This is a genomic window from Streptomyces sp. NPDC001889 (assembly GCF_053594535.1).
The window spans coordinates 54,091-80,046 of the sequence record NZ_JBSFER010000031.1; the positions used below are offsets into that span (position 1 = coordinate 54,091).

Here is a 25,956-nt window from a genome sequence, read left to right on the forward strand (position 1 = left end):
TCAGCACAGTGCCCCTTCGCAGGTCAACGGCAGGTTGACGGCTGTTCTCACAGCGTGGTGGACTGCCGGGGCCATTACGGCGGCAGCAGAGGAAGCCGGTGCGAATCCGGCGCGGTCCCGCCACTGTCACCGGGAGGAGTCCCGGGAGCCAGGAACTCTCGCCGCCGATCACGTCGAACCAGGGCGCGGACACCCTGAGTGAGGACATATCGCCATGCCCGGCCGCGGCCACGACCCTGCCCCGACTCCGAGAAGGATCTGCCCGCCCCGGCCGGTCCGGAGCGGAACCCCGGCCTGAATCGATGCGTGCCGACCGTGTACTGAACCGTGCCGACCGCGTTTTCGCGTACGGCGCCGGGGCCGGCCTCCTCGGTGACCTGCTGCTCGGCGATCCCCGCCGGGGCCATCCCGTCGCCGCGTTCGGACGGGCCGCGGGCGCGGTGGAGCGGGTTCTCTGGCGCGACCACCGGGGGTGGGGCGCTCTGCACACCGCCGTGTGCGCCGGAGGCGCCGCCGCGGCCGCGCACCTCCTCGCGCGCGGCACCCGGGGGGCGCCCGCGCTCTCCCTCGCCCTGACCGCCGCCGCCACCTGGACCGTCGTGGGCGGCACCTCGCTGGGCCGGGAGGCCAGGACCATCGGTGCCGCGCTCGCGGCCGGCGACGTGGAGCGGGCCCGCGCGCGGCTGCCGCATCTGTGCGGGCGCGATCCGCAGTTCCTGGACGAGGGCCAGATCGCCCGGGCCGTGGTGGAGTCCGTGGCCGAGAACACCTCCGACGCGGTCGTCGGCGCCCTGGTGTGGGGGGCGGTGGCGGGGGTGCCGGGCCTGGTGGGGTTCCGCGCGGTCAACACCCTGGACGCGATGGTGGGGCACCGCTCCCCGCGCCACCGGCGGTTCGGCTGGGCGTCGGCGCGGCTGGACGATCTGGCCGGCTGGCCGGGGGCCCGGCTGACGGCCGGGCTCGCCGTGCTCGCGGGCGGGGACGCGCGGGGAGCCGTCCGGGCGTGGCGCCAGGACGCGCACCGGCACCCCAGCCCCAACGCGGGCCCGGTGGAGGCCGCGTTCGCGGGGGCGCTCGGGGTGCGTATCGGCGGCACCCTGTCCTACGGCGGCCGGGTCGAGCACCGGCCCGTGCTCCATGGCGCGGGGCGGCCCGTGGAGGTCGCCGACATCGAACGGGCGGTGCGGCTGTCGCGCCGGGTGGGGCTGCTGGCGCTCGCCACGAGCGTGGTGGCACGGCCGTTGCTGCGGCGGGCCGTGACGGGGATTCAGCGGGGGTCCGGCGCACCGGCGCCGCGAGCGGGAGGAGACGGATGAGCACGGGAAGGCGCACCGGAGGCGGCCTGCTCGTCGCCGGGACGACGTCCGACGCGGGCAAGAGCGTGGTCACGGCGGGCATCTGCCGCTGGCTTGTGCGCCAGGGCGTGAAGGTGGCCCCCTTCAAGGGGCAGAACATGTCGCTCAACTCGTTTGTGACCCGCGAGGGCGCGGAGATCGGCCGGGCGCAGGCGATGCAGGCGCAGGCGGCCCGGGTCGAGCCGACCGCGCTGATGAACCCGGTGCTGCTCAAGCCCGGCGGCGACCGCAGCAGCCAGGTGGTGCTGATGGGCAGGCCGGTGGGCGAGCTGAGCGCGCGCGGCTACCACGGGGGGCGGCAGGAAGCGCTGTTCGGGCCGGTCATGGAGTGCCTGGAGGAGCTGCGGGGCAGCTACGACGCGGTGATCTGCGAGGGGGCGGGCAGCCCGGCCGAGATCAATCTGCGGCGCACCGACATCGTGAACATGGGCATCGCCCGCGCCGCCCGGCTTCCGGTGCTGGTCGTCGGGGACATCGACCGGGGCGGGGTCTTCGCCTCCTTCTTCGGTACGACGGCGCTGCTGAGCGCCGAGGACCAGCGGCTGGTGGCGGGATATCTGGTCAATAAGTTCCGGGGCGATGTGTCGCTGCTGGAGCCGGGTCTCGACATGCTCCACGGGCTCACCGGGCGGCGGACGTACGGGGTGCTGCCGTACGCGCACGGGCTGGGCATCGACGAGGAGGACGGGCTGCGGGTCTCGCTGCGCGGGACGGTGCGCGAGTCGGCGGTGGCGCCGCCGGTCGGGGCCGATGTGCTGCGGGTCGCGGTGTGCGCGGTGCCGCTGATGTCCAATTTCACCGATGTGGACGCGCTGGCCGCCGAGCCGGGGGTGATCGTGCGATTCGCGGACCGGCCCGAGGAGTTGGCCGACGCGGATCTGGTGATCGTGCCGGGAACGCGGGGCACGGTCCGCGCGTTGGAGTGGCTGAGGGAGCGGGGGCTGGCGCGGGAGCTTCTGCGCAGGGCGGCCGAGGGCCGTCCGGTGCTGGGGATCTGCGGCGGTTTCCAGTTGCTCGGTGAGCACATCGAGGACGAGGTCGAGTCGCGGGCGGGTTCCGTGACCGGTCTGGGGCTGCTGCCCGTACGGGTGCGGTTCGCGGCCGAGAAGACCCTTGCGAGGCCGACGGGCACGGCGCTCGGCGAGCGGGTGGAGGGGTATGAGATCCACCATGGCGTCGCCGAGGTGCTGGGCGGCGAGGCCTTTCTGAGCGGCTGCCGGGTCGGTGAGGTGTGGGGCACCCACTGGCACGGCTCCCTGGAGAGCGACGGCTTCCGGCGGCGGTTCCTGAGCCGGGTCGCGAGCGCCACCGGCCGGCGCTTCGTGCCCGCTCCGGACACGTCGTTCGGCGCGCTGCGCGAGGAGCAGCTCGACCGGCTCGGCGACCTCATCGAGGAACACGCGGACACGGACGCCCTCCTGCGGCTGATCGAGCGGGGCGCGCCCGCCGGCCTTCCCTTCATCGCGCCCGGAGCGCCCCCCGAGCCCCCGGCCCGGGAAGCGGTCCGAGCGCCCGGACGACCTGGAGCGCCCGTATGAACACCGTGCCGCCCGCCGCCGGAGGGCCGGTCGCCCCACCCCGCCCGTGCCCGTCACCGTACGCGCCCCACCCGCCGTATCTGTCGTATCCGTCAGAGCCGACCGAGGAGACCGCATGAGCACGCCCTACCCCTTCACCGCCGTCGTAGGGCAGGACGACCTCCGGCTGGCGCTGCTGCTCAACGCGGTGTCGCCGCGGGTCGGCGGGGTGCTGGTGCGCGGCGAGAAGGGGACCGCCAAGTCCACCGCCGTACGGGCCCTGTCGGCGCTGATACCGGAGGTGGAGGTGGTGGCGGGCTGCCGGTTCTCCTGCGATCCCGCCGCCCCCGATCCGGTCTGCCCCGACGGGCCGCACGAGGCCGGCGGGGGCACGGCGCGGCCGGCGCGGATGGTGGAGCTGCCCATCGGCGCGTCCGAGGACCGGCTCGTGGGCGCGCTCGACATCGAACGGGCCCTGTCGGAGGGGGTGAAGGCCTTCGAGCCGGGTCTGCTGGCCGACGCGCACCGGGGCATCCTCTATGTGGACGAGGTGAATCTCCTCCACGACCACCTGGTCGATGTGCTGCTGGACGCCGCCGCCATGGGGGCCTCCTATGTGGAGCGCGAGGGGGTGTCGGTGCGGCACGCCGCGCGGTTCCTGCTGGTGGGCACGATGAACCCGGAGGAGGGCGAGCTGCGCCCGCAGTTGCTGGACCGGTTCGGTCTGACGGTGGAGGTGGCCGCTTCCCGGGAGCCGGACCAGCGGGTCGACGTGGTGCGGCGGCGGCTGGCCTACGACGACGACCCGGCGGCCTTCGCGGCCGGCTGGGCGGACGAGGAGAGCGCGCTGCGGGAGCGCGTTCTGGCGGCGCGGAAGCTGCTGCCCGGGGTGCGGCTGGGCGATGGTGTGCTCCGGCAGATCGCGGCGACCTGCGCGGCGTTCGAGGTGGACGGGATGCGCGCCGACATCGTGATGGCGCGCACCGCCACCGCGCTGGCCGCGTGGGCCGGGCGGTCGGAGGTCCTCGCCGAGGATGTGCGGCAGGCCGCGCTGCTGGCCCTCCCCCACCGGCGGCGGCGCAACCCCTTCGACGCGCCCGGTCTGGACGAGGAGAAGCTCGACCGGACCCTGGAGGAGTCCGCCGAGGACGACCCCGACCCGGACCCCGACCCCGACCCCGACCCCGGCAACGGTCCCGGCGGCGGACCGGACAACGGCCCCGGCGGCGGACCGGACGGCGGCGGACAGCCTCCCCGGGAGACCCCCGAGACCCCCGAGACCCCCGGGACCGGTGGCCCGGAGCTGCCGTCCCAGGGCGGCGCGCCCGAGCGGCGGGAGCCGGAGGAGGGGAGTGCCGCCGGGGGCGCGGGCCGGGAGCAGCGCCCGGTCGGGGCCGGTGAGCCGTTCCGTACGAAGATGCTGAGCGTGCCGGGGATGGGCGAGGGCGCCGCGGGGCGGCGGTCGCGCTCCCGGGCCGAGCACGGCCGCACCACGGGCGCCCGGCGCCCCCGGGGACAGCTCACCAAGCTGCATCTGGCGGCGACCGTGCAGGCCGCCGCCCCGCACCAGCGGGCGCGGGGCCGCAGCGGACCGGGTCTGGTGGTCCGGCGGGACGATCTGCGGCAGGCGGCCCGGGAGGGGCGCGAGTCCAATCTGGTGCTGTTCGTGGTGGACGCCTCGGGGTCGATGGCGGCCCGGCAGCGGATGGGCGCGGTCAAGGGCGCCGTGCTGTCGCTGCTGCTGGACGCCTATCAGCGCCGGGACAAGGTGGGTCTGGTGACCTTCCGCGGCAAGGAGGCGGAGGTGGCGCTGCCGCCGACGTCCTCGGTGGACGCGGCGGCGGCCCGGCTGGATCAGCTGCCGACCGGCGGGCGGACCCCGCTGGCCGCCGGGCTGCTGAAGGCCCATGACGTGCTGCGGGTGGAGCGGATGCGCGATCCCGCGCGCCGCCCGCTGATGGTGGTGGTGACCGACGGGCGGGCGACGGGCGGCCCCGATCCGGTGGGGCTGGCGTCGCGTGCCGCCCGGCTGCACGCCGCCGGGGGCACGGCCGCGATCGTGGTGGACTGCGAGTCCGGCCCGATCCGGCTGGGCCTCGCGGGAACCCTCGCGGCCGACCTCCAGGGGCAGGCCGTCACCCTCGACGAGTTGCGGGCCGACGCCATCGCCGGCCTGGTCAAGAGCGTCCGGTCCGCCGGTGCCGACAGAAAGGCCGCGTAATGCCACAGGGACAGCCGTCCGTCGTACCGGACGACGGGCTCACCACACGTCAGCGGCGCAACCGTCCGCTGGTCTTCGTGCACACGGGGACCGGCAAGGGGAAGTCGACGGCGGCGTTCGGGCTCGCGCTGCGCGCCTGGAACCAGGGGTGGCCGATCGGGGTGTTCCAGTTCGTCAAGTCGGCGAAGTGGAAGGTCGGCGAGGAGAACGCGCTGAAGGTGCTGGGGGCGTCCGGCGAGGGCGGCGCGGTCGACTGGTACAAGATGGGCGAGGGCTGGTCGTGGGTGCAGCGCGATCGGCAGTTCAGCAATGAGGAGGCGGCCCGGGAGGGCTGGGAGCAGGTCAAACGGGATCTGGCCGCGGAGACCTACAAGCTGTACGTCCTCGACGAGTTCGCCTACCCCCTGCACTGGGGCTGGGTCGACACGGCGGAGGTGATCTCGGTGCTGCGCGACCGCCCGGGCAACCAGCATGTGGTGATCACCGGCCGGAACGCCCCGGCGGAGCTGCTCGGCTTCGCGGATCTGGTGACCGAGATGACCAAGGTCAAGCACCCGATGGACGCCGGTCAGAAGGGGCAGCGGGGCATCGAGTGGTAGCACGTCTCGTCATCGCCGCGCCGTCGTCGGGCAGCGGCAAGACCACCGTCGCGACGGGCCTGATGGCGGCTTTCGCCGCGTCGGGTCTGGCCGTCTCCCCGCACAAGGTGGGCCCCGACTACATCGACCCCGGCTACCACGCGCTCGCGACCGGCCGTCCGGGGCGGAATCTCGACGCCTATCTCTGCGGTACGGAGCTGATGGCCCCGCTCTTCGCCCGGGGCTCGGCGGGCTGTGATCTGGCCGTGGTCGAGGGGGTGATGGGGATGTACGACGGCGCGGCGGGGGCGGGTGAGCTGGCGTCGACGGCGCAGCTGGCGAAGCTGCTGCGGGCGCCGGTGGTGCTGGTGGTGGACGCGTCCTCGCAGTCCCGGTCGGTGGCGGCGCTGGTGCACGGTTTTCTGTCGTGGGACCCGGAGGTGCGGGTCGGGGGCGTGATCCTCAACAAGGTGGCGTCCGACCGGCACGAGGAGCTGCTGCGGGAGGCGCTGGAGGACGTGGGTGTGCCGGTGCTGGGGGTGGTGCGGCGGCGGGCCGCCGTGGCGACCCCGTCACGGCATCTGGGTCTGGTGCCGGTGGCCGAGCGGGCGGCCGAGGCGGTCGCCTCGGTGGAGGCGATGGCGGAGCTGGTGCGCGAGGGGTGCGATCTCGCGGGGCTGCTGGCGCTGGCCCGGTCGGCCCCGCCGCTGGGTGCCGAGGCGTGGAGCGCGGCCGGGGCGCTGCTCGCGGGGGCGGACGTTCCCGGGGCCGCCGCCTCCGGGGCCGCCGACGCGGACGGGCTCGGCCTTCCGGTGGGGTCCGTCGGCGGGCCGGGGTTCACGGGCGGGCCCGGGCCCGCCGGCGGGCCGGGGTTCACGGGCGGACGGAGCCCCGCCGGCGGGCGGCGGCCGGTGGTCGCCGTCGCCGGTGGGCCCGCCTTCACCTTCTCCTACGCCGAGCAGGTGGAACTGCTCACGGCCTGCGGTGCCGAGGTCGTGACCTTCGACCCGCTGCGGGACGAGCGACTGCCCGAGGGCACCTCAGGGATCGTGATAGGCGGAGGCTTCCCCGAGGTGTACGCGCCGGAGCTGTCCGCCAATGAGGCCCTGCGCAAGGTCGTGGGCGAATTCGCCCGGAACGGCGGCCCGGTGGCGGCCGAGTGCGCGGGGCTGCTGTATCTGGCGCGCTCCCTGGACGGGCAGCCGATGTGCGGGGTGCTGGACGCCGATGCCCGGATGGGCGAGCGGCTCACGCTCGGCTACCGGGAGGCCGTCGCCGTGGCCGACAGCGCCCTGGCGGCCACCGGGACCCGGATGCGCGGCCACGAGTTCCACCGGACGGTGATCGAGCCCGGGGCCGGGCCGGTGCCGGCGTGGGGGATGCTCCGGCCGCAGCGCCGGGTGGAGGGTTTCGTCCAGCGGGGTGTGCATGCCAGCTATCTGCACACGCACTGGGCCGCCGATCCCCGGGTCGCCCGCCGGTTCGTGGCGTGGTGCGCGCGGTGAGCGCCCGCCGGGGCGGCGGCAGCCCGGTCCCACCTCTCCGCAGAATCGTTTCAGCAGAGATCCCGGGGGCCACCGCGCCCCGGTCAGTGGGCGATGCCGACCACCAGCCAGATGAAGCCCGCCCCGGCCACCGTGCACAGCAGGGTGGAGCGGGCGGGGTGGGTGTGGTGGGCCTCGGGGAGGATCTCGGCCGCCGCGAGATAGAGCAGGGCGCCGCCGAAGAATCCGAGGTAGCCGCCGAGGAGCCCCACCGGGATGGTGACCAGCAGCGTCGACGCGGCGCCGGCGACCGGCGCGAGGGCGTCGGCGACCAGCATCGCGATGGCCTTGGTGCGGGTGTTGCCGTAGAGGCTGGCGAGTGTGTAGGTGTTGAAGCCGTCCGCGAAGTCATGGGCGATGACGGCGAGCGCGACGGTCAGCCCCATCGCATCCCCGACCTGGAAGGCGGCGCCGATCGCGACGCCGTCCATCAGACTGTGGCCGACCATCGCCGCCGCCGCTGTCAGCCCCACCTGCGGCGCCCGCTCGTCCCCCGCGCCATGGGCGGCCCGGCGCACCGCGAGCAGCCGTTCCACCAGGTGCGCCACGAGGAACCCGGCCACGAAGAGCAGCAGCGCGAGCGGGACGCCGAACACCCGCCGCCCGGCCGCCTCCAGCGCCTCCGGCAGCAGATCCAGGCCGACCACCCCGAGCATCAGCCCGCCCGCCAGGCCCAGGACCAGATGCCTGCGGTCGGTGACGCGCTGCGCGGTCCAGCCGCCGAACAGCGTCATCAGGAACGCGCCGAGCGCGACGAACACCGCCATGCGCCCTTGCTAGCGGATTGACCGTGCGCTGCGCACATTCCGCCGGAAGACCCGCCCGATTCACCCGTTTGACGCGAGAGGACCCCTGCTCATGGCCGAGCCCGGTGCGGGCGCTGGGCTGCCGCTCCCCGGCCGCGCCTGGCGGGCGCCGGTGATCGCCAGGAGTGCGGCGGACCCCTCGCGGTGGGCGGTGCTGCTGCGGACCCCGTCCGGAGGGACGGCCGTGGTGCCGGTCACCGACGGGCCGGCCGGTCCCGGTCACCGGGGCGCGGTGCTGCGGCCCCCGTCGCTGGTCGTCGGGGTCGGCGCGTCCTCCGGGGCGCCGCTGGACGAGGTCGTCGCCCTGATCACGGGGAGCCTGCGGGACGCGGGCCTCTCGGCGCTCAGTGTCGCGGCGCTGGCGACGGTGGAGGCGAAGGCGGCGGAACCGGGGATCAGGGGAGCGGCCGAGCTGCTGGGGGTGCCGCTGGTCTCCCGTACCGCCGGGCGGCTCGCGGAGGTCGCCGTGCCCCATCCGTCCGCCGCGCCGCTCCGGGCGCTGGGGACGGCGTCGGTCGCGGAGGCGGCGGCGCTCGCGGACGGCGGGGAGCTGCTGGTGCCCAAGCGGAAGTCGGACCCCCGGGGGCGGCCCGCGCGGGTGACCTGCGCGGTGGCGCGGATTCCGGTGCGCGGCGGGGTCATGGTGTTCCCGCCCGGCGCCGCCTCCGCACCCGGCGCCGGCTGGAGTCCGGATGAGGTGGACGGGCTGCGCGGCGCGGGGCCCTGGGTACGGGAGGACGGTACGGCGCGGCCCTCCGGCGAGGAGGCCGTGATCGGGCTCGCGGACCCGGGGAGTCCGTGGAGTGCCGTCGAGAGCCGGGTGCGGGCGGCGGCGGCGTCGGACGCGGTGGTCACCCTGCGCCACGGCCGGGCGGCGGCGGGCGGCGGGGCGGAGCGGGAGCGGCGGCTCCGTGCGGCGCTGGCGCTTCTCGGGGCGTACCGGGGGGCCGCGACACCGGCGGGAATCGTCCGGAACACGTCTCGACCGGATGAATCAAGCCGTGTGACGACACTGGCCGGAGTGGAACCGTCGACGGTGGACATGATGACCGTCGTGACGGTCGGCAACACGGCCACCCGCGCCATCGCGGGCCGCATGGTGAGCCCGTGCGGCCTCCGGTGGCAGCCATGACCCCGCGCGGCAGCGGGGGAAGCGGCGGGAGCGCCGCACCCCCTCCGTACCACCACCCCCCACACCGAGGAGTCCGCGTGACCGCCCCACCCACACCCCCGATCCCCAGATCCGTCGCCGGGCCCTTCGGTCCGGACCGTACGGCCGCACTCCCCCACCACGGCAGCCACGCACATGCACACTGACGGCTCACACGACCTGCGCCACCACGGCGACGCGGAGATACGGGACAACGGGGCGGGGCTGGTCGATCTCGCGGTCAATGTCCGGGCGGGCACTCCGCCGCAGTGGCTGCGGGAGTGCGTCGCCGGGTCGCTGGCGTCGCTGGCGGCCTATCCCGACGGGCGGGCCGCCCGGGCCGCCGTCGCGGACCGGCACGGGCTCGCGCCCGAACGCGTCCTGCTGACGGCGGGGGTGGCGGAGGCGTTCGTGCTGCTGGCCCGCGCCCTGCCGGTGCGGCGCCCGCTCGTGGTGCACCCGCAGTTCACGGAGCCCGAGGCGGCGCTGCGGGACGCGGGCCACACGGTGGAGCGGCTGCTGCTGCGGGAGGAGGACGGCTTCCGGCTCGATCCCTCGGCGGTGCCGGAGGAGGCGGACCTGGTGATGATCGGGAATCCGACCAACCCCACGTCCGTGCTGCACCCGGCGGCCGATATCGCCGCGCTGGCCCGGCCCGGGCGGGTGCTGGTGGTGGACGAGGCGTTCATGGACGCCGTGCCGGACGAGACCGAGACGCTCGCCGGCCGGACGGATGTGCCGGGCCTGGTGGTGCTGCGCAGCCTCACCAAGACCTGGGGCCTGGCGGGGCTGCGGATCGGGTACGTCCTGGCCGCGCCGGAGATCATCGGGGTGCTGGAGCGGGCGCAGCCGCTCTGGCCGGTGTCCACGCCCGCGCTGGCGGCGGCCGAGATGTGCATGGGCCCGGCGGCGCTGAAGGAGGCGGACCGGGCCGCCCGGAAGATCGCGGTGGAGCGGGCTCATCTGCTGGCGGGGCTGGCGGAGTTCGACGAGGTGCGGGTGGTGGCGGCGGCCGAGGCGTGCTTTGTGCTGGCGCATGTGCGGCGCGGGGCGGAGGTGCGGGAGCGGCTGCGGTGCCTGGGGTTCGCGGTGCGGCGGGGGGATACGTTTCCGGGGTTGGGGGAGGGGTGGTTGCGGGTGGCGGTGCGGGATCGGGTGACGACGAACCGGTTTCTGCAGGCGCTGGATCAGGCGCTGTCGATGGTCGGCGAGTAGCCGCCTCCCGGCGGGGGCGCCGCTCCACCGGGCCCGCCCGGTGAAGCGGCCCCCTGCGCCCCCGGCCCACCCGAGCCCGCCTCGATGCCCCGGGCCCCGGGCAACCCGGGCAAACCCAGCCCGTCCGTCGCGTGAGCGCGGCTCCCCGCACCACAGGCAACCCGCACAGTGCGGGCCCGGGTCGGGGACCAGCCCCCGAACCCCCGCGCCTCAAACGCCGGCGAGGCTGGATATGCCAGCCCGTCCGGCGTTCGAGGACGGACCCCGCACCACAGGCAACCCGCACCGTGCGGGCCCGGGTCGGGGACCAGCCCCCGAACCCCCGCGCCACAAACGCCGGCAAGGCTGGATATGCCAGCCCGTCCGGCGTTCGAGGACGGACCCCGCACCACAGGCAACCCGCACAGTGCGGGCCCGGGTCGGGGACCAGCCCCCGAACCCCCGCGCCTCAAACGCCGGCAAGGCTGGAGCTTGCACCCCAGCACCAAGCGAGAGCAACCCCCGCGCCACAAACGCCGGCAAGGCTGGAGCTTGCGTCCCAGTGCCAAGCGAGGGCGGGGGCGCCCGCGGGGGCGGAGAGTCAGCCGCGGGTGCGGGAGCGGGAGCGGGTGAAGGCGAGAGCCCCACCACCCGCCGCGAGAAGCACCGCCGCCCCCACCGCGAGGTACCCCGTGGAGGAACTGCCCCCGGTCTCCGCCAGGTTCTCCGTGGGCTCACTGCTCCCCTGGGGGCGCGGGTCCGACACCGCCACCACGGGCGACTCGCACACCGCCTGCACCAGCGTGACCGTCCCCTCCACCTCCGCCACATTCAGGTTCAGCGGATTCAGCCCCACCTTCAGCTCCAGCGCGGTCGCCGCCGCCGTGCGCGACGTGGTCCGCGTGTGGGCGAGATCCAGGGTCACCTCCCCCACACCGGGCACGGTGACCTGGGTCCGCCCGCCCGTCGACAGCGTGACCTTCTTCCCCAGCACCTTCACCGCGCCGAGCACCCGCGACTCCGCGACCGGCCGGCTCCCGGCCTCGCACACCGCCCTGGAGGTGGCCTTCTCCACCTCCACCAGCGAGAGCAGGGGCAGCCCCGGCACACGCACCCGGGCGCGCGCCAGGTTCGCGTACCCCTCCGCCCGCTTCTTGTCGGCCGTGGCCCTCGCGGTCGCCACATCCGCGCGCAGCACCTGGAAGGGCCTGCCCTGGTCGACTCCGTCGAGCCTGACGCTCAGCGTGGTGCTGTCGGCGGAGCCGGGCGCCTTCACCGCGTTGAGCGAGGCCGCCAGCGGCAGCCGGACGGTCTTGTCGCTCAGGGCGACATCGAGCCCGGTCCGCAGGACGACCGCACGCGCCGTGCCCTCGGCACCGCCCCCGGTGGCGTGCGCCGGGCCCGCCAGCGCCACGGGTAAGGCGACCAGCGCGAGTGAGGCCGTGACGGCGGCGCAGCGGCGGGCGGGCATGCGGAAGGTGTTGCTGTTCACGGTGGTGGAACCCCCACAGGAGACATGGCGCCGCCACACCATCCGCAGGGACTGCGGGCGGTGGCGGCTGAGACACAGGAATCTTTACGCACGGAGAGTGAACCGGCAGACACCTGGGGTCAGTTCACTCCAAAGTGAGGTTTCCGGGTCTCTATTCGATTTCCGGGGCTCCTGAGGCACGGGTGTTCCCCGCCACCCGTCCCCGGCCCCTCCGTCAGACCCCGCACTCCCCCGGCCGGGAAGTGGATCAACGACCCGGGAGCCCCGTGGTCACGGCCCGTCAACCCCGCGCCCGCTCAGCCGACGACCCGCCCGTTCAGGATCACCCGGCGGGGCGCCGCCAGCACCCCCGCATCGGCGCGCGGGTCCGCGTCATACACCACCAGATCGGCGGGCGCCCCCTCCTCCAGCGCCGGGCGGCCCAGCCAGGCCCTCGCTCCCCAGGAGGCCGCCGACAGGGCTTCGAGCGGCGGGATTCCGGCCTTGACCAGTTCGGCGACCTCCGCGGCGACCAGGCCGTGGGCGAGCGAACCGCCCGCGTCGGTACCGACGAAGACCGGGACGCCCGCGTCGTACGCCGAGCGGACCGTGTCGTACCGGCGCTCGTACAGCCGCCGCATATGCGCGGACCAGACGGGGAACTTGGCCTCGCCGCCGAGCGCCAGCGCCGGGAAGGTCGCGATGTTGACCAGCGTCGGCACAATCGCCACCCCCCGCTCGGCGAAGAGCGGAATGGTCTCGTCCGTCAGTCCGGTGGCGTGCTCGACGCAGTCGATCCCCGCTTCCACCAGATCCCTGAGCGAGTCCTCCGCGAAGCAGTGCGCGGTGACCCGGGCGCCGAGCCGGTGCGCCTCGGCGATGGCCGCCTCGACCGGCCCGCGCGGCCAGCAGGCGGTCAGGTCGCCGGCCTCCCGGTCGATCCAGTCGCCGACGAGCTTCACCCAGCCGTCGCCCCGGCGCGCCTCGCGGGCGACATGGGAGACCAGGTCCTCCGGCTCGATCTCATGGGCGTAGTCGCGGATGTAGCGGCGGGTGCGGGCGATATGGCGGCCCGCCCTGATGATCCTGGGCAGATCCTCGCGGTCGTCGATCCAGCGGGTGTCGGACGGCGACCCGGCGTCACGGAGCAGCAGCGCCCCCGCGTCGCGGTCGGTGAGCGCCTGCTTCTCGCTGGTCGCGTCGTCCACCGGGCCGTGCCGGTCGAGCCCGACATGGCAGTGCGCGTCGACCAGGCCGGGCAGCGCCCAGCCGGTCACGGTGACCACGTCGTCGGCGGGTCCCGACGGCCGTGTGAAGGTGATCCGCCCGCCGACCACCCACAGTTCGTCGCGCACGTCCCGCGGGCCGACGAGCACCCGCCCCTTCACCCGCAGCACCACGTGATCGCTCATACCGGCACTGTACGAGGACGGGGGCCCGGCCCGGCAGGGGCCCGTACGGGCCCCCGGGCCGACGCGGGGAGCACCCCCGGACGGGCGCGTGGGTAGGCTCGACCGAGCGGTCCGGCAGGCCGGGCCGCGCACGCCCGTTCCCGTCCCGAAGAATTCCGAAGAAGGCAACACCGTGACGCATCCGCTGCTGGACCTGCCCCCGCTGACCGCCGCGCACTTCGCCGGCATCGAACGGCGGGTCGCCGCGCTGCTCGACACCGAGCAGGATGTGGTGATCACCCAGGGGGAGGCGCTGCTTCCGCTGGAGGGCTGCATCCGTGCCGGGGCCCGGCCCGGCTCGACCGCGCTGAACGTGGTCACCGGGCCGTACGGCCAGACCTTCGGCAACTGGCTGCGCGACTGCGGGGCCGCGGTGGTCGATCTGGAGGTGCCGTTCCACACGGCGGTGACCGCGGAGGGGATCGAACGGGCGCTGGCCGCCCACCCGGAGATCGACTTCGTCTCGCTGGTCCACGCGGAGGCGGCGACGGGCAACACCAACCCGGTCGCCGAGATCGGTGAGGTCGTCCGGCGGCACGGCGCCCTCTTCATGCTGGACGCGGTGGCCTCGGTGGCCGCCGAACCGCTGCTGCCGGACGCCTGGGGGGTGGATCTGTGCGTGATCGGCGCGCAGAAGGCGATGGGCGGTCCCGCGGGGGTCTCCGCGGTCTCGGTGAGCGCCCGCGCCTGGGAGCGGTTCGCGGCGAACCCGGCCGCGCCCAGGCGCTCGTACCTCTCGCTGCTGGACTGGAAGGAGCGGTGGATCGACGGGGGCCGCAAGGCGCTGCTGCACGCGCCGGCGCAGCTGGAGATGCTGGCGCTGGAGGCGTGTGTGGAGCGGATCGAGGCGGAGGGGATCGAGGCGGTGACGGCGCGGCACCGGGCCGCCGCCGCGGCCACCCGCGCGGGTGCCACGGCGCTCGGCGGCGGTCTGGAGCCGTATGTGCGCGAGGCCCGGGACGCGGCTCCGGTGGCCACCACGCTGCGGGCGCCGGCCGGGACGGACGCCTCCGCGCTGGTCGCGCGGGCGCTGGCGGCCGATCCCTCGCTGCCGCTGATCGCGGGCGGCGGGGCGCTGGCCAAGGAGATGATCCGGGTCAATCACTACGGGACGGACGCCACGCGCGGCGCGGTGCGCTCCTCGCTGGCGGCGCTGGGCGGCGCGCTCGCGGAGTCGGGGGTCCGGGTCGACCTGGAGGCGGCGGGGCGCGCGGTCTCCGAGGTCTGGGCCTGAGGCCCCCCGGCCGGGCCGGCCGGCCCGGGGACTTTCCGTCCCGAACGCGCCGGGCTCTTCCGCACAATTAACGCCCAAGGAATTCACCAATACGGGAAGCTGTCTTTTCTGGCAGCTTCCCGTATTTCTTGTACCAACTCTTATGCCCCCGTTCCGCATTCTTAAACACCAGGATTCCATCAGGGTTCGAACACGCTCGGTACAGGCGTTATGGATCTGTGACAGACCCCACAACACGTCCGTTTAGTCGCTTATTTACCGGACAAATGCCACTAAAAATCCGGCTACAACCGGCTACAAGAGGCAGTGCGCGCGCTCGCGCGATAACACAGAGAGCCGCTCCACCCAACCCCTGACCACCATGCATTTTCTGATCCCGCTGGGTAAATTGCTTAAGCATGACCGCCGCACAAGAAGACCTTGTACGAGCCGACAACCCGAGCGAATTCACGACCATCGACACCCCACGAGTGGAGGACGGAGCCGCGATCTGGCGCATTGCCCGCGACTCCCGGGTCCTGGACCTCAACTCCTCGTACAGCTATCTGCTGTGGTGTCGCGACTTCGCGGCCACCTCCCTGGTGGCCCGGGACCCCGGCGGTGAGCCGGTCGCCTTCGTCACCGGATACCTCCGGCCCGGCCGCCCGCAGACGCTCGTCGTCTGGCAGATCGCCGTCGACGACACGCACCGCGGCCAGGGCCTCGCGGGGGTGCTGCTCGACGCGCTGACCGCCAGGGCCGCCGCCGGCCTCGGCGTACGGGAGGTGGAGACGACCGTCACGCCGGACAACACCGCGTCCGACCGGCTCTTCACCTCGTACGCCGGGAGGCACGGCGCCCGGCTGGAGCGCGAAGTCCTCTTCGACGGCTCCCTCTTCCCCGAGGACCCCGCCGAGGACGGCCGGCCCGCCGCCCACCAGCCCGAGGTCCTGTACCGCATCGGCCCCGTCTCCGCCTGACCCACCCCCACCTGGAGCTTCGCTGTGACCATCACCCCGCCCGCCCTGAGCGTCTTCGAGACCCTGGAGTCGGAGGTACGGAGCTACTGCCGCGGCTGGCCCGCGGTCTTCGACCGCGCGCAGGGCAGCCACCTCCACGACGAAGACGGCCACACCTATCTCGACTTCTTCGCCGGAGCCGGATCACTCAACTACGGCCACAACAACCCGGTGCTGAAACGCGCCCTGATCGACTACATCGAGCGCGACGGCATCACCCACGGCCTGGACATGGCCACCACCGCGAAACGGGCCTTTCTGGAGTCCTTCCAGAACATCGTCCTGCGACCGCGCGATCTGCCCTACAAGGTGATGTTCCCCGGCCCGACCGGCACCAACGCGGTCGAGGCGGCGCTCAAGCTCGCCCGCAAGGTGAAGGGCCGCGAGTCGGTCGTCTCCTTCACCAACGCCTTCCACGGGATGTCGCTGGGCTCGCTCGCCGTCACCGGGAACGCCTTCAAGCGCGCCGGGGCCGGCATACCGCTGGTGCACGGCACCCCGATGCCGTTCGACAACTACTTCGACGGCCAGGTGCCCGACTTCCTCTGGTTCGAGCGGCTCCTGGAGGACCAGGGCTCCGGGCTCAACAAGCCCGCCGCCGTGATCGTGGAGACCGTGCAGGGCGAGGGCGGCATCAATGTCGCCCGCGCCGAGTGGCTGCGGGCGCTCCAGTCGCTCTGCGAGCGCCAGGACATGCTGCTGATCGTCGACGACATCCAGATGGGCTGCGGCCGGACCGGAGGGTTCTTCTCCTTCGAGGAGGCCGGGATCACCCCGGACATCGTCACCCTGTCGAAGTCCATCAGCGGCTACGGCATGCCGATGTCGCTCTGCCTCTTCAAGCCGGAGCTGGACCTGTGGGAGCCGGGCGAGCACAACGGCACCTTCCGCGGCAACAACCCCGCGTTCGTCACCGCCGCGGCGGCCCTGAACACCTACTGGGCCGACGGGCAGATGGAGAAGCAGACCCTCGCCCGGGGCGAGCAGGTGGAGCAGACGCTGCTGTCGATCGCCGCCGAGCACCCCGGCTCCGGGGTGAGTTTCCGGGGCCGCGGCCTGGTGTGGGGGCTGGAGTTCGAGGACCCCGCCCGCGCGTCGAGGATCTGCGCCCGCGCCTTCGAGCTGGGGCTGCTGCTGGAGACCTCGGGGCCGCAGAGCGAGGTGGTCAAGCTGCTGCCCGCGCTGACCATCTCGCCCGACGAGCTGGACGAGGGGCTGCGCATCCTCGCCCGCTCGGTCCGGGAAACGGCCTGACCGCCTGATCCATCCCGTACCCGGCTCCGCACCCGGCCACGGCTCCGGCCACGGCTCCGGCCACCGCAGCGAGAACAGCACCAGAGAAAGGCTGAACCCCACCGTGATCGTCCGTTCGTTGAAGGACATCGAGAACACCGAGCGCCATGTGCGATCCGCGTCCGGCACCTGGGAGAGCAAGCGGATCGTGCTCGCCAAGGAGAAGGTCGGCTTCTCGCTCCACGAGACCGTGCTCTACGCGGGGACCGAGACGTCGATGTGGTACGCGAACCACGTCGAGGCCGTCCTCTGCGTGGAGGGCGAGGCCGAACTCACCGACGACGAGACCGGCGAGACCCACTGGATCTCGCCCGGCACGATGTATCTGCTGGACGGCCACGAGCGCCACACGCTCCGGCCCAAGACCGACTTCCGCTGTGTCTGTGTCTTCAACCCCCCGGTCACCGGGCGGGAGGACCACGACGAGAACGGCGTCTATCCGCTGCTGACCGAGGAGGGCTGATCATGACCACCACCGTACGCACCGACCTCTACCCCACCCGCGGCGCGGGCGAGGTGGTCACCCCCCGCCAGGACCCGGTCGTCTGGTCGGCGCCCGGCGCGCCGGGGCCCATCACCGGGACCGCGCTGCGGGAGTACGAACGCGACGGCTTCCTCGCCGTCGAGGATCTGATCGCGGACGACGAGGTGGCGCTCTACCGCGCCGAGCTGGACCGGCTGATCGCCGACCCCTCCGTACGGGCCGACGAACGCTCGATCATCGAGCCGAAGTCGCAGGATGTGCGCTCGGTCTTCGAGGTGCACAAGCTCAGCCCGGTCTTCGCCGCCCTGGTGCGCGACGAGCGGGTGGTGGGGCGCGCCCGGCAGATCCTGGGCTCGGATGTGTACGTCCACCAGTCGCGGATCAATGTGAAGCCGGGCTTCGGCGCCTCGGGGTTCTACTGGCACTCGGACTTCGAGACCTGGCACGCCGAGGACGGGCTGCCGAACATGCGGACCGTCTCGGTCTCCATCGCGCTCACCGAGAACCGGGACACCAACGGCGGGCTGATGATCATGCCCGGTTCGCACCGGACGTTCCTGGGGTGCGCGGGTGAGACGCCCCAGGACAACTACAAGAAGTCGCTCCAGATGCAGGACGCGGGCACCCCGTCGGACGCCGCGCTGACCCGGCTCGCGGACCAGCACGGCATCCGGCTCTTCACCGGCCGGGCCGGTTCGGCGACCTGGTTCGACTGCAACTGCATGCACGGGTCCGGCGACAACATCACGCCGTACGCCCGGAGCAATGTGTTCATCGTGTTCAACAGCGTGGAGAACGCGGCGGTGCGGCCGTTCGCCGCGCCGGTGCCCCGGCCGGAGTTCATCGGCGCCCGGGACTTCACCCCGGTGCGCTGACCCGGGCGGGCCCGGGCGGGCGCCGACAGAGGGGGAGGCCGGTCCGTACCCCCCGCGGACCGGCCTCCCCCTCCCCCTGTGCCCGTGAAGGGGCTCAGACCCGGCTCAGCTCCGGGTAGTCGGTGTAGCCCTTGTCGTCGCCGCCGAAGAAGGTCGCCGAGTCGGGGGTGTTGTACGGGCCGGCCGTCCGCAGCCGCACCGGGAGGTCCGGGTTGGCCAGGAAGAGCGAGCCGAAGGCGAGGATGTCGGCGATGCCGTCCTCGATCAGCGGCAGCGCGCGGTGGTCGGTGGGGCCCTCGGTCAGCGGGTTGAGGACCAGGGTGCCCTGGTAGTGCTCGCGCACCGCGAGTGTCACGTCGCGCGAGCCCTCGGCGGCCTCGGTGATGTGCAGATAGGCCAGGCGCAGCGGGTTCAGCTCGCGGGCCAGCGCCGGGTAGACCTCGTGCGCGTCGGTCTCGGCGATGTCGTTGTAGGGGTTGAGGGGCGAGAGCCGCATCGCGGTGCGCTCGGCGCCGATGGCCTCGGACACCGCCCGGGCGACCTGGACGGCGAAGCGGATGCGGTTGGCGGGCGGGCCGCCCCACTCGTCGGTCCGCAGGTTGGAGTTGGCGGCGAAGAACTGCTGGATCAGATAGCCGTTGGCGCCGTGCAGCTCCACTCCGTCGAAGCCGGCCGCCACGGCGTTGCGGGCGGCCTGGACGAACTCCTCGACGACGACCGGGATCTCCTCGGCCGTCAGCGCGTGCGGCTTCTCGAAGTCCTTGAGCCCCTCGGGGGTGTAGATCTGCCCGGCCGGGGCGACGGCGGAGGGCGCCACGCTGAGACGCTCGTCGGGGAAGATCGCCGGGTGGCCGATCCGCCCGGCGTGCATGAGCTGGGCGAAGATCGTGCCGCCCTTGGCGTGCACGGCGTCGGTGACCTTGCGCCAGGCGGCGACCTGCTCGTCACTGTGCAGCCCCGGGGTGTCGGGGTAGCCCTGGCCGGTGACGGAGGGCTGGATGCCCTCGGTGACGATCAGGCCCGCGCTCGCCCGCTGGGCGTAGTACTCCACCGTCGAGTCCGTGGGGCTGAGCCCGGGCCCGAAGGCGCGGCTGCGGGTCATCGGGGCCATGGCGATACGGCTCGCGAGGGGGCCGCCGGCGAGTTCGATCGGGTCGAAAGCGGTGGGCATGAGGTCTCCAGGAAACTATGTGGTCGGCCAAGTAACTAACGCCGGGGGCAACTGTAGCGCATTTACTTGGTCGGCCAAGGTAAAATCTCGGCAGAGAGTTCCACGAGGATGGAGGGAGACTGTCCCCAGGACAGTCCACCCGAGGAGGCTCGATGAAGTCCGAGGTCACAGCCGGTTCGGTGGTTCCCGCCTGGATGACCGGCCCGGCCGACCCGCTGTGCGCGGCCCCTCCCGCGCACGAGCGCGCGGGGGGTACGGAGCGCGCGGGGGGTACGGAGGGTGCCGCCGGCGCCGGGTGTACGGAGCCCCTGCCGCTGCCGGCGCCGGATGTGTGCCTGGGCGGGCCGGCCGGCCACGCCGTCTCCCGGGTCGCCCGGCTGCACCGGATGGCGGCGGCGAGGGTGCTCAGAGGGCTGGGGCTCTATCCGGGGCAGGAGTTCCTGATGATGCACCTCTGGGACGCCGGACCGGTGCGCCAGTCGGAGCTGATCAGGGCCGTGGAGCTGGACCCGTCCACCGTCACGAAGATGCTCCAGCGGCTGGAGCACGCCGGGCATGTGCGCCGCACCCCCGATCCCGCCGACCGCCGCGCGGTCCTGGTGGAGGCGACGGCGGAGAGCTGCGCGCTCCGCTCCGCGGTGGAGCGGGCCTGGTCCCAGCTGGAGGAGCAGACCCTGACGGGGCTGGCGGAGGACGAGCGCACGGAGCTGATCCGGCTGCTGGGGAAGGTGGAGGGGAACCTCTGCCACCACGCGGCGGAGTGCCCCGGGGAGTAAGGCCCCCGGGCGCCCGGCGCCCGGGGCCCCGGTGGCGGCGCTCACCGGGCCAGGGCGTTCAGCGCCCGGTCCGCGTCCGCCGGGGTGTTGTAGAGGTGGAAGGCCGCCCGTAGATTTCCCGCGCGCTCCGAGACGATCACCCCGGCCCGCGCCAGCTCCGCCGCCCGGCCCCCGAGGCCCGGCACGGCGACGATCGCGGAGTCCCCGGGGACGGGGGTGTGGCCGAGCGCGGCCAGGCCCTCGCGGAAGGCGCGGGCGAGTCCGGTGGCGTGGGCCCCGATCGCCGCCACACCGATCTCCTCCAGCAGCGCCAGCGCGTGTTCGGCGCCGAGGTAGAGCAGGAACGACGGCGGGTCGTCGAAGCGGCGGGCGGAGGCGGCCAGCCGGTCGGCCGGGCCGTAGAGCTTGCCCCACCGCTCGTCTGCGGCGAAGGCGGAGGCGTTGACGGCCGTCAGGGACGGCTGGGCCTCCTCGGTGACCGTGAGGAAGGAGACCCCGCGCGGACAGAGCAGGAACTTGCTGCCGCCGGTGACGGTGAAGTCCCACTCGCCGGCGTTCAGCGGCAGCCAGCCCGCCGACTGGCTGGCGTCGACCAGCGTCCGGGCGCCGTGGGCCGCCGCCGCCTCCCGGACGGCCCGCAGATCGGCGGTCCTGCCGTCGGCGGACTGCACGGACGAGAACGCCACCAGGGCGGTGGTGGGGCGCACCGAGTCCGCGAGGCGCTCCAGCGGGACATAGCGCGGTCTGAGGCCGGGGCGGACGGCGAACGGGGTGATCAGCGAGGCGAAGTCCGCCTCCGGGAAGAGGATCTCCGCTCCGGCGGGCAGCGAGGCGGCGATCAGGGCGCAGTGGACCGCGACCGAGCCGCCGATGGCGACCCGGTCCGCGCCGACCCCGGCGAGCCGGGCGAAGGCGCGCCGGGCGGCGGCCACGGAGGCGTAGTCCCCCGCGCCGGCCGGGTTCCCGGTGCCGGACTCCCGGGTCAGTTCCGCCATGGCGGCGACGGCGCGGGCGGGCAGCAGTCCGCAGAGAGAGGTGTTGAGATAGGTCGTCTCCAGTGCGAACTCGGCACCGCCCAGGCTCTCCATGGTTCCACCCTGGGGTGTGCCGGTGCGCCGGTCAACGGGGCGCCGCCGAGTGTTCGAAGTCGCAGCGTCGTCCCTGATGAGGCCCCTGCCGGGGTGGGTGCGCGGGGGCCTTTCGGCCCCGCGGCCGGGAGGCCCGACCGGGGGCGGCCCGGGGGCCCGGGGGCCCGGAAGACCCGGGGGCCCGGGCGGCCCCGGGGCCCCCGCACCGGAGCGTGCCCGGTGGGCCGGAGGGGAGCGCCGGGGAGCCATCGGTCCGGATCGGGCCGGCTCAGCGAGCGGGGTCCGGTGCAGGGCGCCGCGAGGCGGACGATTGCGCCACTGCGGCGCCCGGGCACAGGGGTGGGGGGGTATCTTTCATGCCCGCCGGTGCACAGGGCAGGGAAACCGCCCGTACACGCCAGGCCACAGCGTGGAGGAACCTCCCGCGCCCACCACGGCACAGGGCGAGGGAACCTCCCGTACCCGCCGGCGCACAGCCTGGGGAAACCTCCCGCGCCCACCACGGCACAGGGCGAGGGAACCTCCCGTACCCGCCGGCGCACAGCCTGGGGAAACCATCCGCGCCCACCACGGCACAGGACAGGGAAACCACCCGCACCCCGCCGGCGCACAGGGACCCCTCCGCGAGGAACGACAACGCGGCCAGGTGCCGTGCAGGGCACGCCGGCCCAGCCCGATCCCGGCCGGAAGGCCCTACCGTGGCGGCGCCTCGCACGAGCCTTCGGGGGCGCAGGTGCCGGCGGGGGGCGCCGGGGTGGGGGTGTGGTTCTGCCAGGCCTGCTCCAGGGCCTTGGTGAACAGCTCAGCCGGCTGGCCGCCGGAGACTCCGTAGCGGCCGTCGAAGACGAAGAACGGCACCCCGGTCGCGCCCAGCTCCGCCGCCTCCCGCTCGTCGGCGCGGACCTCGTCGGCATAGGCGCTCTCGTCGGCGAGGACCGCCCGCGCCTCGGCCGGGTCCAGTCCGGCCTCGACGGCGAGTGCGGCCAGGGTCTCGGGGTCGTAGACCGAGCGCTCCTCGGCGAAGTTGGCCCGGTAGGCGCGGTCGAGGAGTTCGTTCTGGAGGCCCCGGGCGCGGGCGAGGTGGAGCAGCCGGTGGATGTCGAAGGTGGAGCCGTGGTCGCGGCCCTCGGTGCGGTAGCCCAGCCCCTCGGCGCGGGCGTTGGAGGCGACGTGCTCCTCCATCGCGAGGGCCTCCTCGCGGGTGCGCCCGTACTTCCGCGCCAGCATGTCCACGACGGACCCGGTGTCGCCCTTGGCCCGGGCGGGGTCCAGCTCGAAGGAGCGGTGGACGACCTCGACCCGGTCGCGGTGGGCGAAGTCCGCGAGGCCCTTCTCGAAGCGCGCCTTTCCGATATAGCACCAGGGGCAGGCGATATCGGACCATATTTCCACGCGCATGCTGTTCTCTCCAGAATTCGTGCGGGGCCGGGGGCCGGTTACGGGGGAGGGCGGGCGAGGCCGCCACCCCAGGCACAACGCGCACGGCGCCCGGCGGATTCCGCCCGTACGGCCGGGAATGTGCGACGGGAATGTACGACGAGGATGCGCGGCAGGGATGCGCGGCAGGGGCGTACGGGAGGGCGCCGGCTCCGCGCGGGCCCGCCGCGAGCGCTCAGGAGCCGTCCCGCAGGCCCGAGGGGGCCGCCGCCCGGTACTCCACCCGGTCGAAGGCCACCTCGCACCCCTCGCCCGCAGGCGACTGCGCCAGAAAGCCGACCCGCGCCGCCCGCGCCTCCTCCTCGGTGCCGAGGGCGAAGAGCCGTGCGAGGGTCCAGCGGACGCCGTCCGCCGAGGCGTGGAAGGCGAAGGCCCGCCCGGTGCGGCTGACCCGGAGCCAGGCGGTGCCGTCGCCCGGCACCTCGTACGCGTTCGCGTCGTCGGAGTGCCCGCGCGTCACCACCGTGCAGATGGTGGGGCGCTCCGGGGAGCGCTCAAGACAGAGCTTGGCCCACTCCCGCTCCCCGGTCCGCACATGGAGCGCCCCGGCGTCGAAGGCCGCGCGGAAGTCCACGGCGACCCGGGCGATGAGCTGGAAGTCGCCCGCGGGGACGCCGAGCAGCCGGGGGGCGTCGGAGGCGGGGTCGAGCGCGGTGCCCGTCGGCGGGACGAAGAGGTCCTGGCGGGGGCCGGCCCGGCCGGTCAGGGTCCCGTCCGCGTACGCCCAGCCTCCGTCGGGACCGTGGGCGCGCAGCGGGAAGGGGAGTTCGGGCAGGCGCGTCGGGTCGGTCACCGGCTCAGCCTCCCGCGCTCTCCGGGCGCCCGTCCACCCGCCGGGGCAGACCGAGCGGATTGTCCTCGCGCAGCTCCGGCGGGAGCAGGGGTCCGGGGGTGGTCTGGTAGGTGACCGGCCGCAGCCAGCGCTCCACGGCGGTGATCCCGACCGAGGTCCCGGTGGAGGTGGTGGCCGGGTAGGGCCCGCCGTGGTGCTGGGCGTGCGCGACGGCGACCCCGGTGGGCCAGCCGCCGATGAGGACCCGCCCGGCGAGCGGGGTGAGCAGCCGGACCAGGTCGGCCCCCCGCCCGCCGTACTCCGCCTCGGTGAGGTGGAGGGTGGCCGTGAGGCTGCCCGGCAGCCGGGACAGGACGGCGGCGATCTCCTCGTCGGAGTCGTAGCGGGCGACGACGGTCACCGGGCCGAAGCACTCTTCGAGGAGCAGATCGTGCGGCCCGGCGGCGGCCAGCAGCCGGGCCGGTACGCGGAGGTGCCCGGCGCGGACGGTGTGGTCGCCGCCGGGTCCGGGGAGCGGCGGGGCCTCCACCCCGGGGAGCGCCGCACGTTCCCGCACCCCGTCGAGGAAGGCGGTGCGCATCCGGTGGTCGAGCATCACCCCGGGGGCGGTGTCGCCGAGGGCGGCGGCCAGGGCGGTCAGCAGCCGGTCGCCCGCCTCGCCGGCCGGGGCGAGCACCAGGCCGGGCTTGGTGCAGAACTGCCCCTCCCCCAGGGTCATCGAGGCCGCGAGCCCGGCCCCGAGCCGGTCGGCCTGTTCGGCGGCGGCGCCCGGCGTGATCACGACGGGGTTGAGCGAGCCGAGTTCGCCGTGGAAGGGGATGGGTACGGGACGGGCCGCGGCGGCGTCGTGCAGCGCCCGCCCGCCCCGCACGGAGCCGGTGAATCCGGCGGCCGCGATCAGTGGGTGGCCGATCAGCCGGACGCCCGCGTCGAAGCCGTGGACCAGGGTGAGGACGTCCTCGGGCAGTCCGCTGTCCCGGGCGGCCCCGCGGAGCAGCGCGGCGCAGAGTTCGGCGGTGGCGGGGTGGCCGGGGTGGGCCTTGACGACGACGGGGCACCCGGCGGCGAGGGCGCTCGCGGTGTCGCCGCCGGGGACGGAGAAGGCGAGCGGGAAGTTGCTCGCGGCGTAGACGGCGACGGCCCCGAGGGGGATCTTGTAGCGGCGCAGATCGGGCCGGGGCGGGGTCGTCGTGGCGTCGGCGTGGTCGACGCGGATGTCGAGGAAGGCGCCCTCGTCCACGGCGTCGGCGAAGGCCCGCAGCTGCGCGGTGGTGCGGGCCAGCTCCCCGCCCAGCCGGGTGGGGCCGAGCGCGGTCTCGGCGTCGGCGGCCCCGACGACGGGCCCCGCGGCGCCGTCCAGCGCCGCGGCGGCGGCCCGCAGCAGCCGGGCGCGGGCGGACCGGTCGGCGAGTGCGGCGCGGGTGCCGTGGGCGGCGGTCACCGCGCGGTCCACCTCGGCCGCGCCCGACTCGGACGCGACCCGCTCCCGCGGGTTCCCGGTTCGGGGGTCGACGCTCCAGACTGGTGCTGCTGTCACCGCGGCTTCCTTCCGGATTTCCGCACCAGAACGCCCCCCACCAGCAGTTGTTCGGTAGTGTGAACAGCGTTCCCGGTGCTGAATGGTAAGGGGACTCTATTTCCGCGCGTTCCGCACGGTCAAGAAGGAGCGATACAGCGATGCCGACGGCCGATTCCGGTGGAGCACAGGTCAAGTCCGCTGTGCGGACGGTGGAGTTGCTGGAGTTCTTCGCCGGGCGCCCCGGCATGCACTCGCTCGCCGCGGTCCAGGAGGCCGTCGGCTATCCCAAGTCGAGCCTGTACATGCTGTTGCGGACCCTGGTCGAGCTGGGCTGGGTGGAGACGGACGCGACCGGCACGCGGTACGGCATCGGGGTGCGCGCCCTGCTGGTCGGCACGTCCTACATCGACGGGGACGAGGTGGTGGCGGCGGCCCGCCCCACCCTGGACCGGCTCTCCGACGACACCACGGAGACCATTCACCTGGCCCGGCTCGACGGCACCAATGTGGTGTATCTGGCCACCCGCCAGTCGCAGCACTATCTGCGCCCCTTCACCCGCGTCGGCCGCCGGCTGCCCGCGCACTCCACCTCGCTGGGGAAGGCGCTCCTCGCGACCCACAGCGACGAGCAGGTGCGGTCGATGCTCCCGCCGGCGCTGGCCGCGCTGACCGAGCACACTCTCACGGACCGCGAGAAGCTCATCCGGGAGCTGCGGGTCATCCGGGAGCAGGGCTATGCCGTGGACCGCGAGGAGAACACCCTCGGGCTGCGCTGCTTCGGCATCGCGATCCCCTACCGGACCCCGGCGCGGGACGCGATCAGCTGCTCGGTGCCGGTGGCGCGGCTCACCCCGGCCCATGAGCAGCTGATCAAGGACGCCCTGTTCGACGCGCGGGACCGGCTGACGCTGGCGACCCGGCGGCTGTGACCCGTACGCCCGGACATATGAGGAATTCCTGAGAAGCGGCCGGACCGGGAACGGCCGGGCGGGGGCCGTTCG

The 25,956-nt window shown here is 74.2% G+C and carries 20 protein-coding genes, 2 pseudogenes and 1 riboswitch; of the genes and pseudogenes, 14 read left to right on the plus strand and 8 right to left on the minus strand.

What is annotated here, in order from left to right:
* Positions 1-41: 41 nt before the first annotated feature.
* Positions 42-180, plus strand: a riboswitch (cobalamin riboswitch).
* Between the two features lie 122 nt (positions 181-302).
* From ACWCRA_RS30820 to ACWCRA_RS30840, 5 genes are all read left to right on the plus strand, one after another.
* Positions 303-1,316 (plus strand): cobalamin biosynthesis protein, encoded by a 1,014-nt coding sequence (locus ACWCRA_RS30820; RefSeq protein ID WP_351553261.1) that lies wholly within the window; start codon positions 303-305, stop codon positions 1,314-1,316.
* The gene (locus ACWCRA_RS30825) at positions 1,313-2,893 is read left to right on the plus strand and encodes a cobyric acid synthase (RefSeq protein ID WP_351553259.1); all 1,581 of its coding nucleotides are present in this window, start codon (positions 1,313-1,315) and stop codon (positions 2,891-2,893) included. The genes ACWCRA_RS30820 and ACWCRA_RS30825 overlap by 4 nt, the downstream gene beginning before the upstream one ends.
* A gap of 115 nt (positions 2,894-3,008) precedes the next feature.
* Positions 3,009-5,093 (plus strand): putative cobaltochelatase, encoded by a 2,085-nt coding sequence (locus ACWCRA_RS30830; protein WP_451069133.1) that lies wholly within the window; start codon positions 3,009-3,011, stop codon positions 5,091-5,093.
* The gene (cobO, locus tag ACWCRA_RS30835; protein WP_351553254.1) at positions 5,093-5,692 is read left to right on the plus strand and encodes a cob(I)yrinic acid a,c-diamide adenosyltransferase; all 600 of its coding nucleotides are present in this window, start codon (positions 5,093-5,095) and stop codon (positions 5,690-5,692) included. Before ACWCRA_RS30830 ends, cobO begins: the two co-directional genes overlap by 1 nt.
* A complete protein-coding gene (locus ACWCRA_RS30840; RefSeq protein ID WP_451069134.1) occupies positions 5,686-7,176 on the plus strand; it encodes a cobyrinate a,c-diamide synthase in 1,491 nt (496 codons plus the stop codon). The genes cobO and ACWCRA_RS30840 overlap by 7 nt, the downstream gene beginning before the upstream one ends.
* A gap of 83 nt (positions 7,177-7,259) precedes the next feature.
* On the opposite strand, the gene ACWCRA_RS30845 is transcribed toward ACWCRA_RS30840, so the two are convergent.
* On the minus strand, positions 7,260-7,982 hold the full coding sequence (locus ACWCRA_RS30845; RefSeq protein ID WP_451069135.1) for a ZIP family metal transporter: 723 nt from the start codon (positions 7,980-7,982) through the stop codon (positions 7,260-7,262).
* 232 nt (positions 7,983-8,214) lie between these two features.
* Here ACWCRA_RS30845 and ACWCRA_RS30850 point away from each other — a divergent pair.
* Together ACWCRA_RS30850 and cobC are read left to right on the plus strand one after the other, a co-directional pair.
* Positions 8,215-9,153 (plus strand): annotated as a pseudogene (locus tag ACWCRA_RS30850) (cobalamin biosynthesis protein); the annotation flags it as partial.
* Positions 9,154-9,315: 162 nt separating this feature from the next.
* Positions 9,316-10,386: pseudogene (gene cobC / locus ACWCRA_RS30855) on the plus strand (Rv2231c family pyridoxal phosphate-dependent protein CobC); the annotation flags it as partial.
* Positions 10,387-10,966: 580 nt separating this feature from the next.
* On the opposite strand, the gene ACWCRA_RS30860 reads toward cobC, so the two are convergent.
* Both ACWCRA_RS30860 and ACWCRA_RS30865 read right to left on the minus strand, forming a co-directional pair.
* Positions 10,967-11,857 (minus strand): SCO1860 family LAETG-anchored protein, encoded by an 891-nt coding sequence (locus ACWCRA_RS30860; RefSeq protein WP_451069136.1) that lies wholly within the window; start codon positions 11,855-11,857, stop codon positions 10,967-10,969.
* A 296-nt stretch (positions 11,858-12,153) separates the two neighbouring features.
* Positions 12,154-13,248: an amidohydrolase family protein gene (locus tag ACWCRA_RS30865; RefSeq protein WP_351553243.1), complete on the minus strand. Its 1,095-nt coding sequence runs from the start codon at positions 13,246-13,248 to the stop codon at positions 12,154-12,156.
* Between the two features lie 172 nt (positions 13,249-13,420).
* On the opposite strand from ACWCRA_RS30865, the gene ACWCRA_RS30870 reads away from it, so the two are divergent.
* The 5 genes from ACWCRA_RS30870 (at position 13,421) to thpD (ending at position 18,171) form a co-directional block, all read left to right on the plus strand.
* The gene (locus ACWCRA_RS30870) at positions 13,421-14,521 is read left to right on the plus strand and encodes a pyridoxal-phosphate-dependent aminotransferase family protein (RefSeq protein WP_351553240.1); all 1,101 of its coding nucleotides are present in this window, start codon (positions 13,421-13,423) and stop codon (positions 14,519-14,521) included.
* Between the two features lie 398 nt (positions 14,522-14,919).
* Positions 14,920-15,480, plus strand: coding sequence for a diaminobutyrate acetyltransferase (ectA, locus tag ACWCRA_RS30875; RefSeq protein ID WP_351553237.1), 561 nt, complete (start codon positions 14,920-14,922; stop codon positions 15,478-15,480).
* A 24-nt stretch (positions 15,481-15,504) separates the two neighbouring features.
* The gene (gene ectB / locus ACWCRA_RS30880; protein ID WP_351553234.1) at positions 15,505-16,773 is read left to right on the plus strand and encodes a diaminobutyrate--2-oxoglutarate transaminase; all 1,269 of its coding nucleotides are present in this window, start codon (positions 15,505-15,507) and stop codon (positions 16,771-16,773) included.
* 103 nt (positions 16,774-16,876) lie between these two features.
* Positions 16,877-17,275, plus strand: a complete 399-nt coding sequence (locus tag ACWCRA_RS30885) for an ectoine synthase (protein WP_351553231.1) — start codon at positions 16,877-16,879, stop codon at positions 17,273-17,275.
* Positions 17,276-17,277: 2 nt separating this feature from the next.
* On the plus strand, positions 17,278-18,171 hold the full coding sequence (gene thpD, locus ACWCRA_RS30890) for an ectoine hydroxylase (protein WP_351553228.1): 894 nt from the start codon (positions 17,278-17,280) through the stop codon (positions 18,169-18,171).
* 94 nt (positions 18,172-18,265) lie between these two features.
* Here the strand turns inward: thpD and ACWCRA_RS30895 are convergent, their stop codons facing one another.
* Positions 18,266-19,342: an alkene reductase gene (locus ACWCRA_RS30895; protein WP_351553225.1), complete on the minus strand. Its 1,077-nt coding sequence runs from the start codon at positions 19,340-19,342 to the stop codon at positions 18,266-18,268.
* 152 nt (positions 19,343-19,494) lie between these two features.
* On the opposite strand from ACWCRA_RS30895, the gene ACWCRA_RS30900 reads away from it, so the two are divergent.
* Entirely contained in the window at positions 19,495-20,118 is a 624-nt protein-coding gene (locus ACWCRA_RS30900; protein ID WP_451069137.1) for a MarR family winged helix-turn-helix transcriptional regulator, read from the plus strand.
* Between the two features lie 41 nt (positions 20,119-20,159).
* Here ACWCRA_RS30900 and ACWCRA_RS30905 read toward each other — a convergent pair whose 3' ends face one another.
* The 4 genes from ACWCRA_RS30905 to ACWCRA_RS30920 all read right to left on the minus strand — a co-directional run bounded on the left by ACWCRA_RS30905 (position 20,160) and on the right by ACWCRA_RS30920 (position 24,973).
* Positions 20,160-21,206: an aminotransferase class V-fold PLP-dependent enzyme gene (locus ACWCRA_RS30905; protein WP_351553219.1), complete on the minus strand. Its 1,047-nt coding sequence runs from the start codon at positions 21,204-21,206 to the stop codon at positions 20,160-20,162.
* A gap of 693 nt (positions 21,207-21,899) precedes the next feature.
* Entirely contained in the window at positions 21,900-22,604 is a 705-nt protein-coding gene (locus tag ACWCRA_RS30910; RefSeq protein ID WP_351548944.1) for a DsbA family oxidoreductase, read from the minus strand.
* Between the two features lie 214 nt (positions 22,605-22,818).
* Positions 22,819-23,436, minus strand: coding sequence for a DUF1349 domain-containing protein (locus ACWCRA_RS30915; protein ID WP_451069138.1), 618 nt, complete (start codon positions 23,434-23,436; stop codon positions 22,819-22,821).
* 4 nt (positions 23,437-23,440) lie between these two features.
* Positions 23,441-24,973, minus strand: coding sequence for an aldehyde dehydrogenase (NADP(+)) (locus ACWCRA_RS30920; RefSeq protein ID WP_351548950.1), 1,533 nt, complete (start codon positions 24,971-24,973; stop codon positions 23,441-23,443).
* 140 nt (positions 24,974-25,113) lie between these two features.
* Between ACWCRA_RS30920 and ACWCRA_RS30925 the strand changes: the two genes are divergently transcribed.
* Complete coding sequence (locus tag ACWCRA_RS30925) at positions 25,114-25,884, plus strand: IclR family transcriptional regulator (RefSeq protein ID WP_351548953.1); 771 nt, start codon at positions 25,114-25,116, stop codon at positions 25,882-25,884.
* The last annotated feature ends 72 nt before the right edge of the window (positions 25,885-25,956 follow it).

Coding starts and splice junctions, on each gene's coding strand:
- ACWCRA_RS30820 (WP_351553261.1), top strand. CDS start 303: ATGCGTGCCGACCGTGTACTGAACCGTGCCGACCGCGTTTTCGCGTAC.
- ACWCRA_RS30825 (WP_351553259.1), top strand. CDS start 1,313: ATGAGCACGGGAAGGCGCACCGGAGGCGGCCTGCTCGTCGCCGGGACG.
- ACWCRA_RS30830 (WP_451069133.1), top strand. CDS start 3,009: ATGAGCACGCCCTACCCCTTCACCGCCGTCGTAGGGCAGGACGACCTC.
- cobO (WP_351553254.1), top strand. CDS start 5,093: ATGCCACAGGGACAGCCGTCCGTCGTACCGGACGACGGGCTCACCACA.
- ACWCRA_RS30845 (WP_451069135.1), bottom strand. CDS start 7,982: ATGGCGGTGTTCGTCGCGCTCGGCGCGTTCCTGATGACGCTGTTCGGC.
- ACWCRA_RS30865 (WP_351553243.1), bottom strand. CDS start 13,248: ATGAGCGATCACGTGGTGCTGCGGGTGAAGGGGCGGGTGCTCGTCGGC.
- ectA (WP_351553237.1), top strand. CDS start 14,920: ATGACCGCCGCACAAGAAGACCTTGTACGAGCCGACAACCCGAGCGAA.
- thpD (WP_351553228.1), top strand. CDS start 17,278: ATGACCACCACCGTACGCACCGACCTCTACCCCACCCGCGGCGCGGGC.
- ACWCRA_RS30895 (WP_351553225.1), bottom strand. CDS start 19,342: ATGCCCACCGCTTTCGACCCGATCGAACTCGCCGGCGGCCCCCTCGCG.
- ACWCRA_RS30900 (WP_451069137.1), top strand. CDS start 19,495: ATGAAGTCCGAGGTCACAGCCGGTTCGGTGGTTCCCGCCTGGATGACC.
- ACWCRA_RS30905 (WP_351553219.1), bottom strand. CDS start 21,206: ATGGAGAGCCTGGGCGGTGCCGAGTTCGCACTGGAGACGACCTATCTC.
- ACWCRA_RS30910 (WP_351548944.1), bottom strand. CDS start 22,604: ATGCGCGTGGAAATATGGTCCGATATCGCCTGCCCCTGGTGCTATATC.
- ACWCRA_RS30925 (WP_351548953.1), top strand. CDS start 25,114: ATGCCGACGGCCGATTCCGGTGGAGCACAGGTCAAGTCCGCTGTGCGG.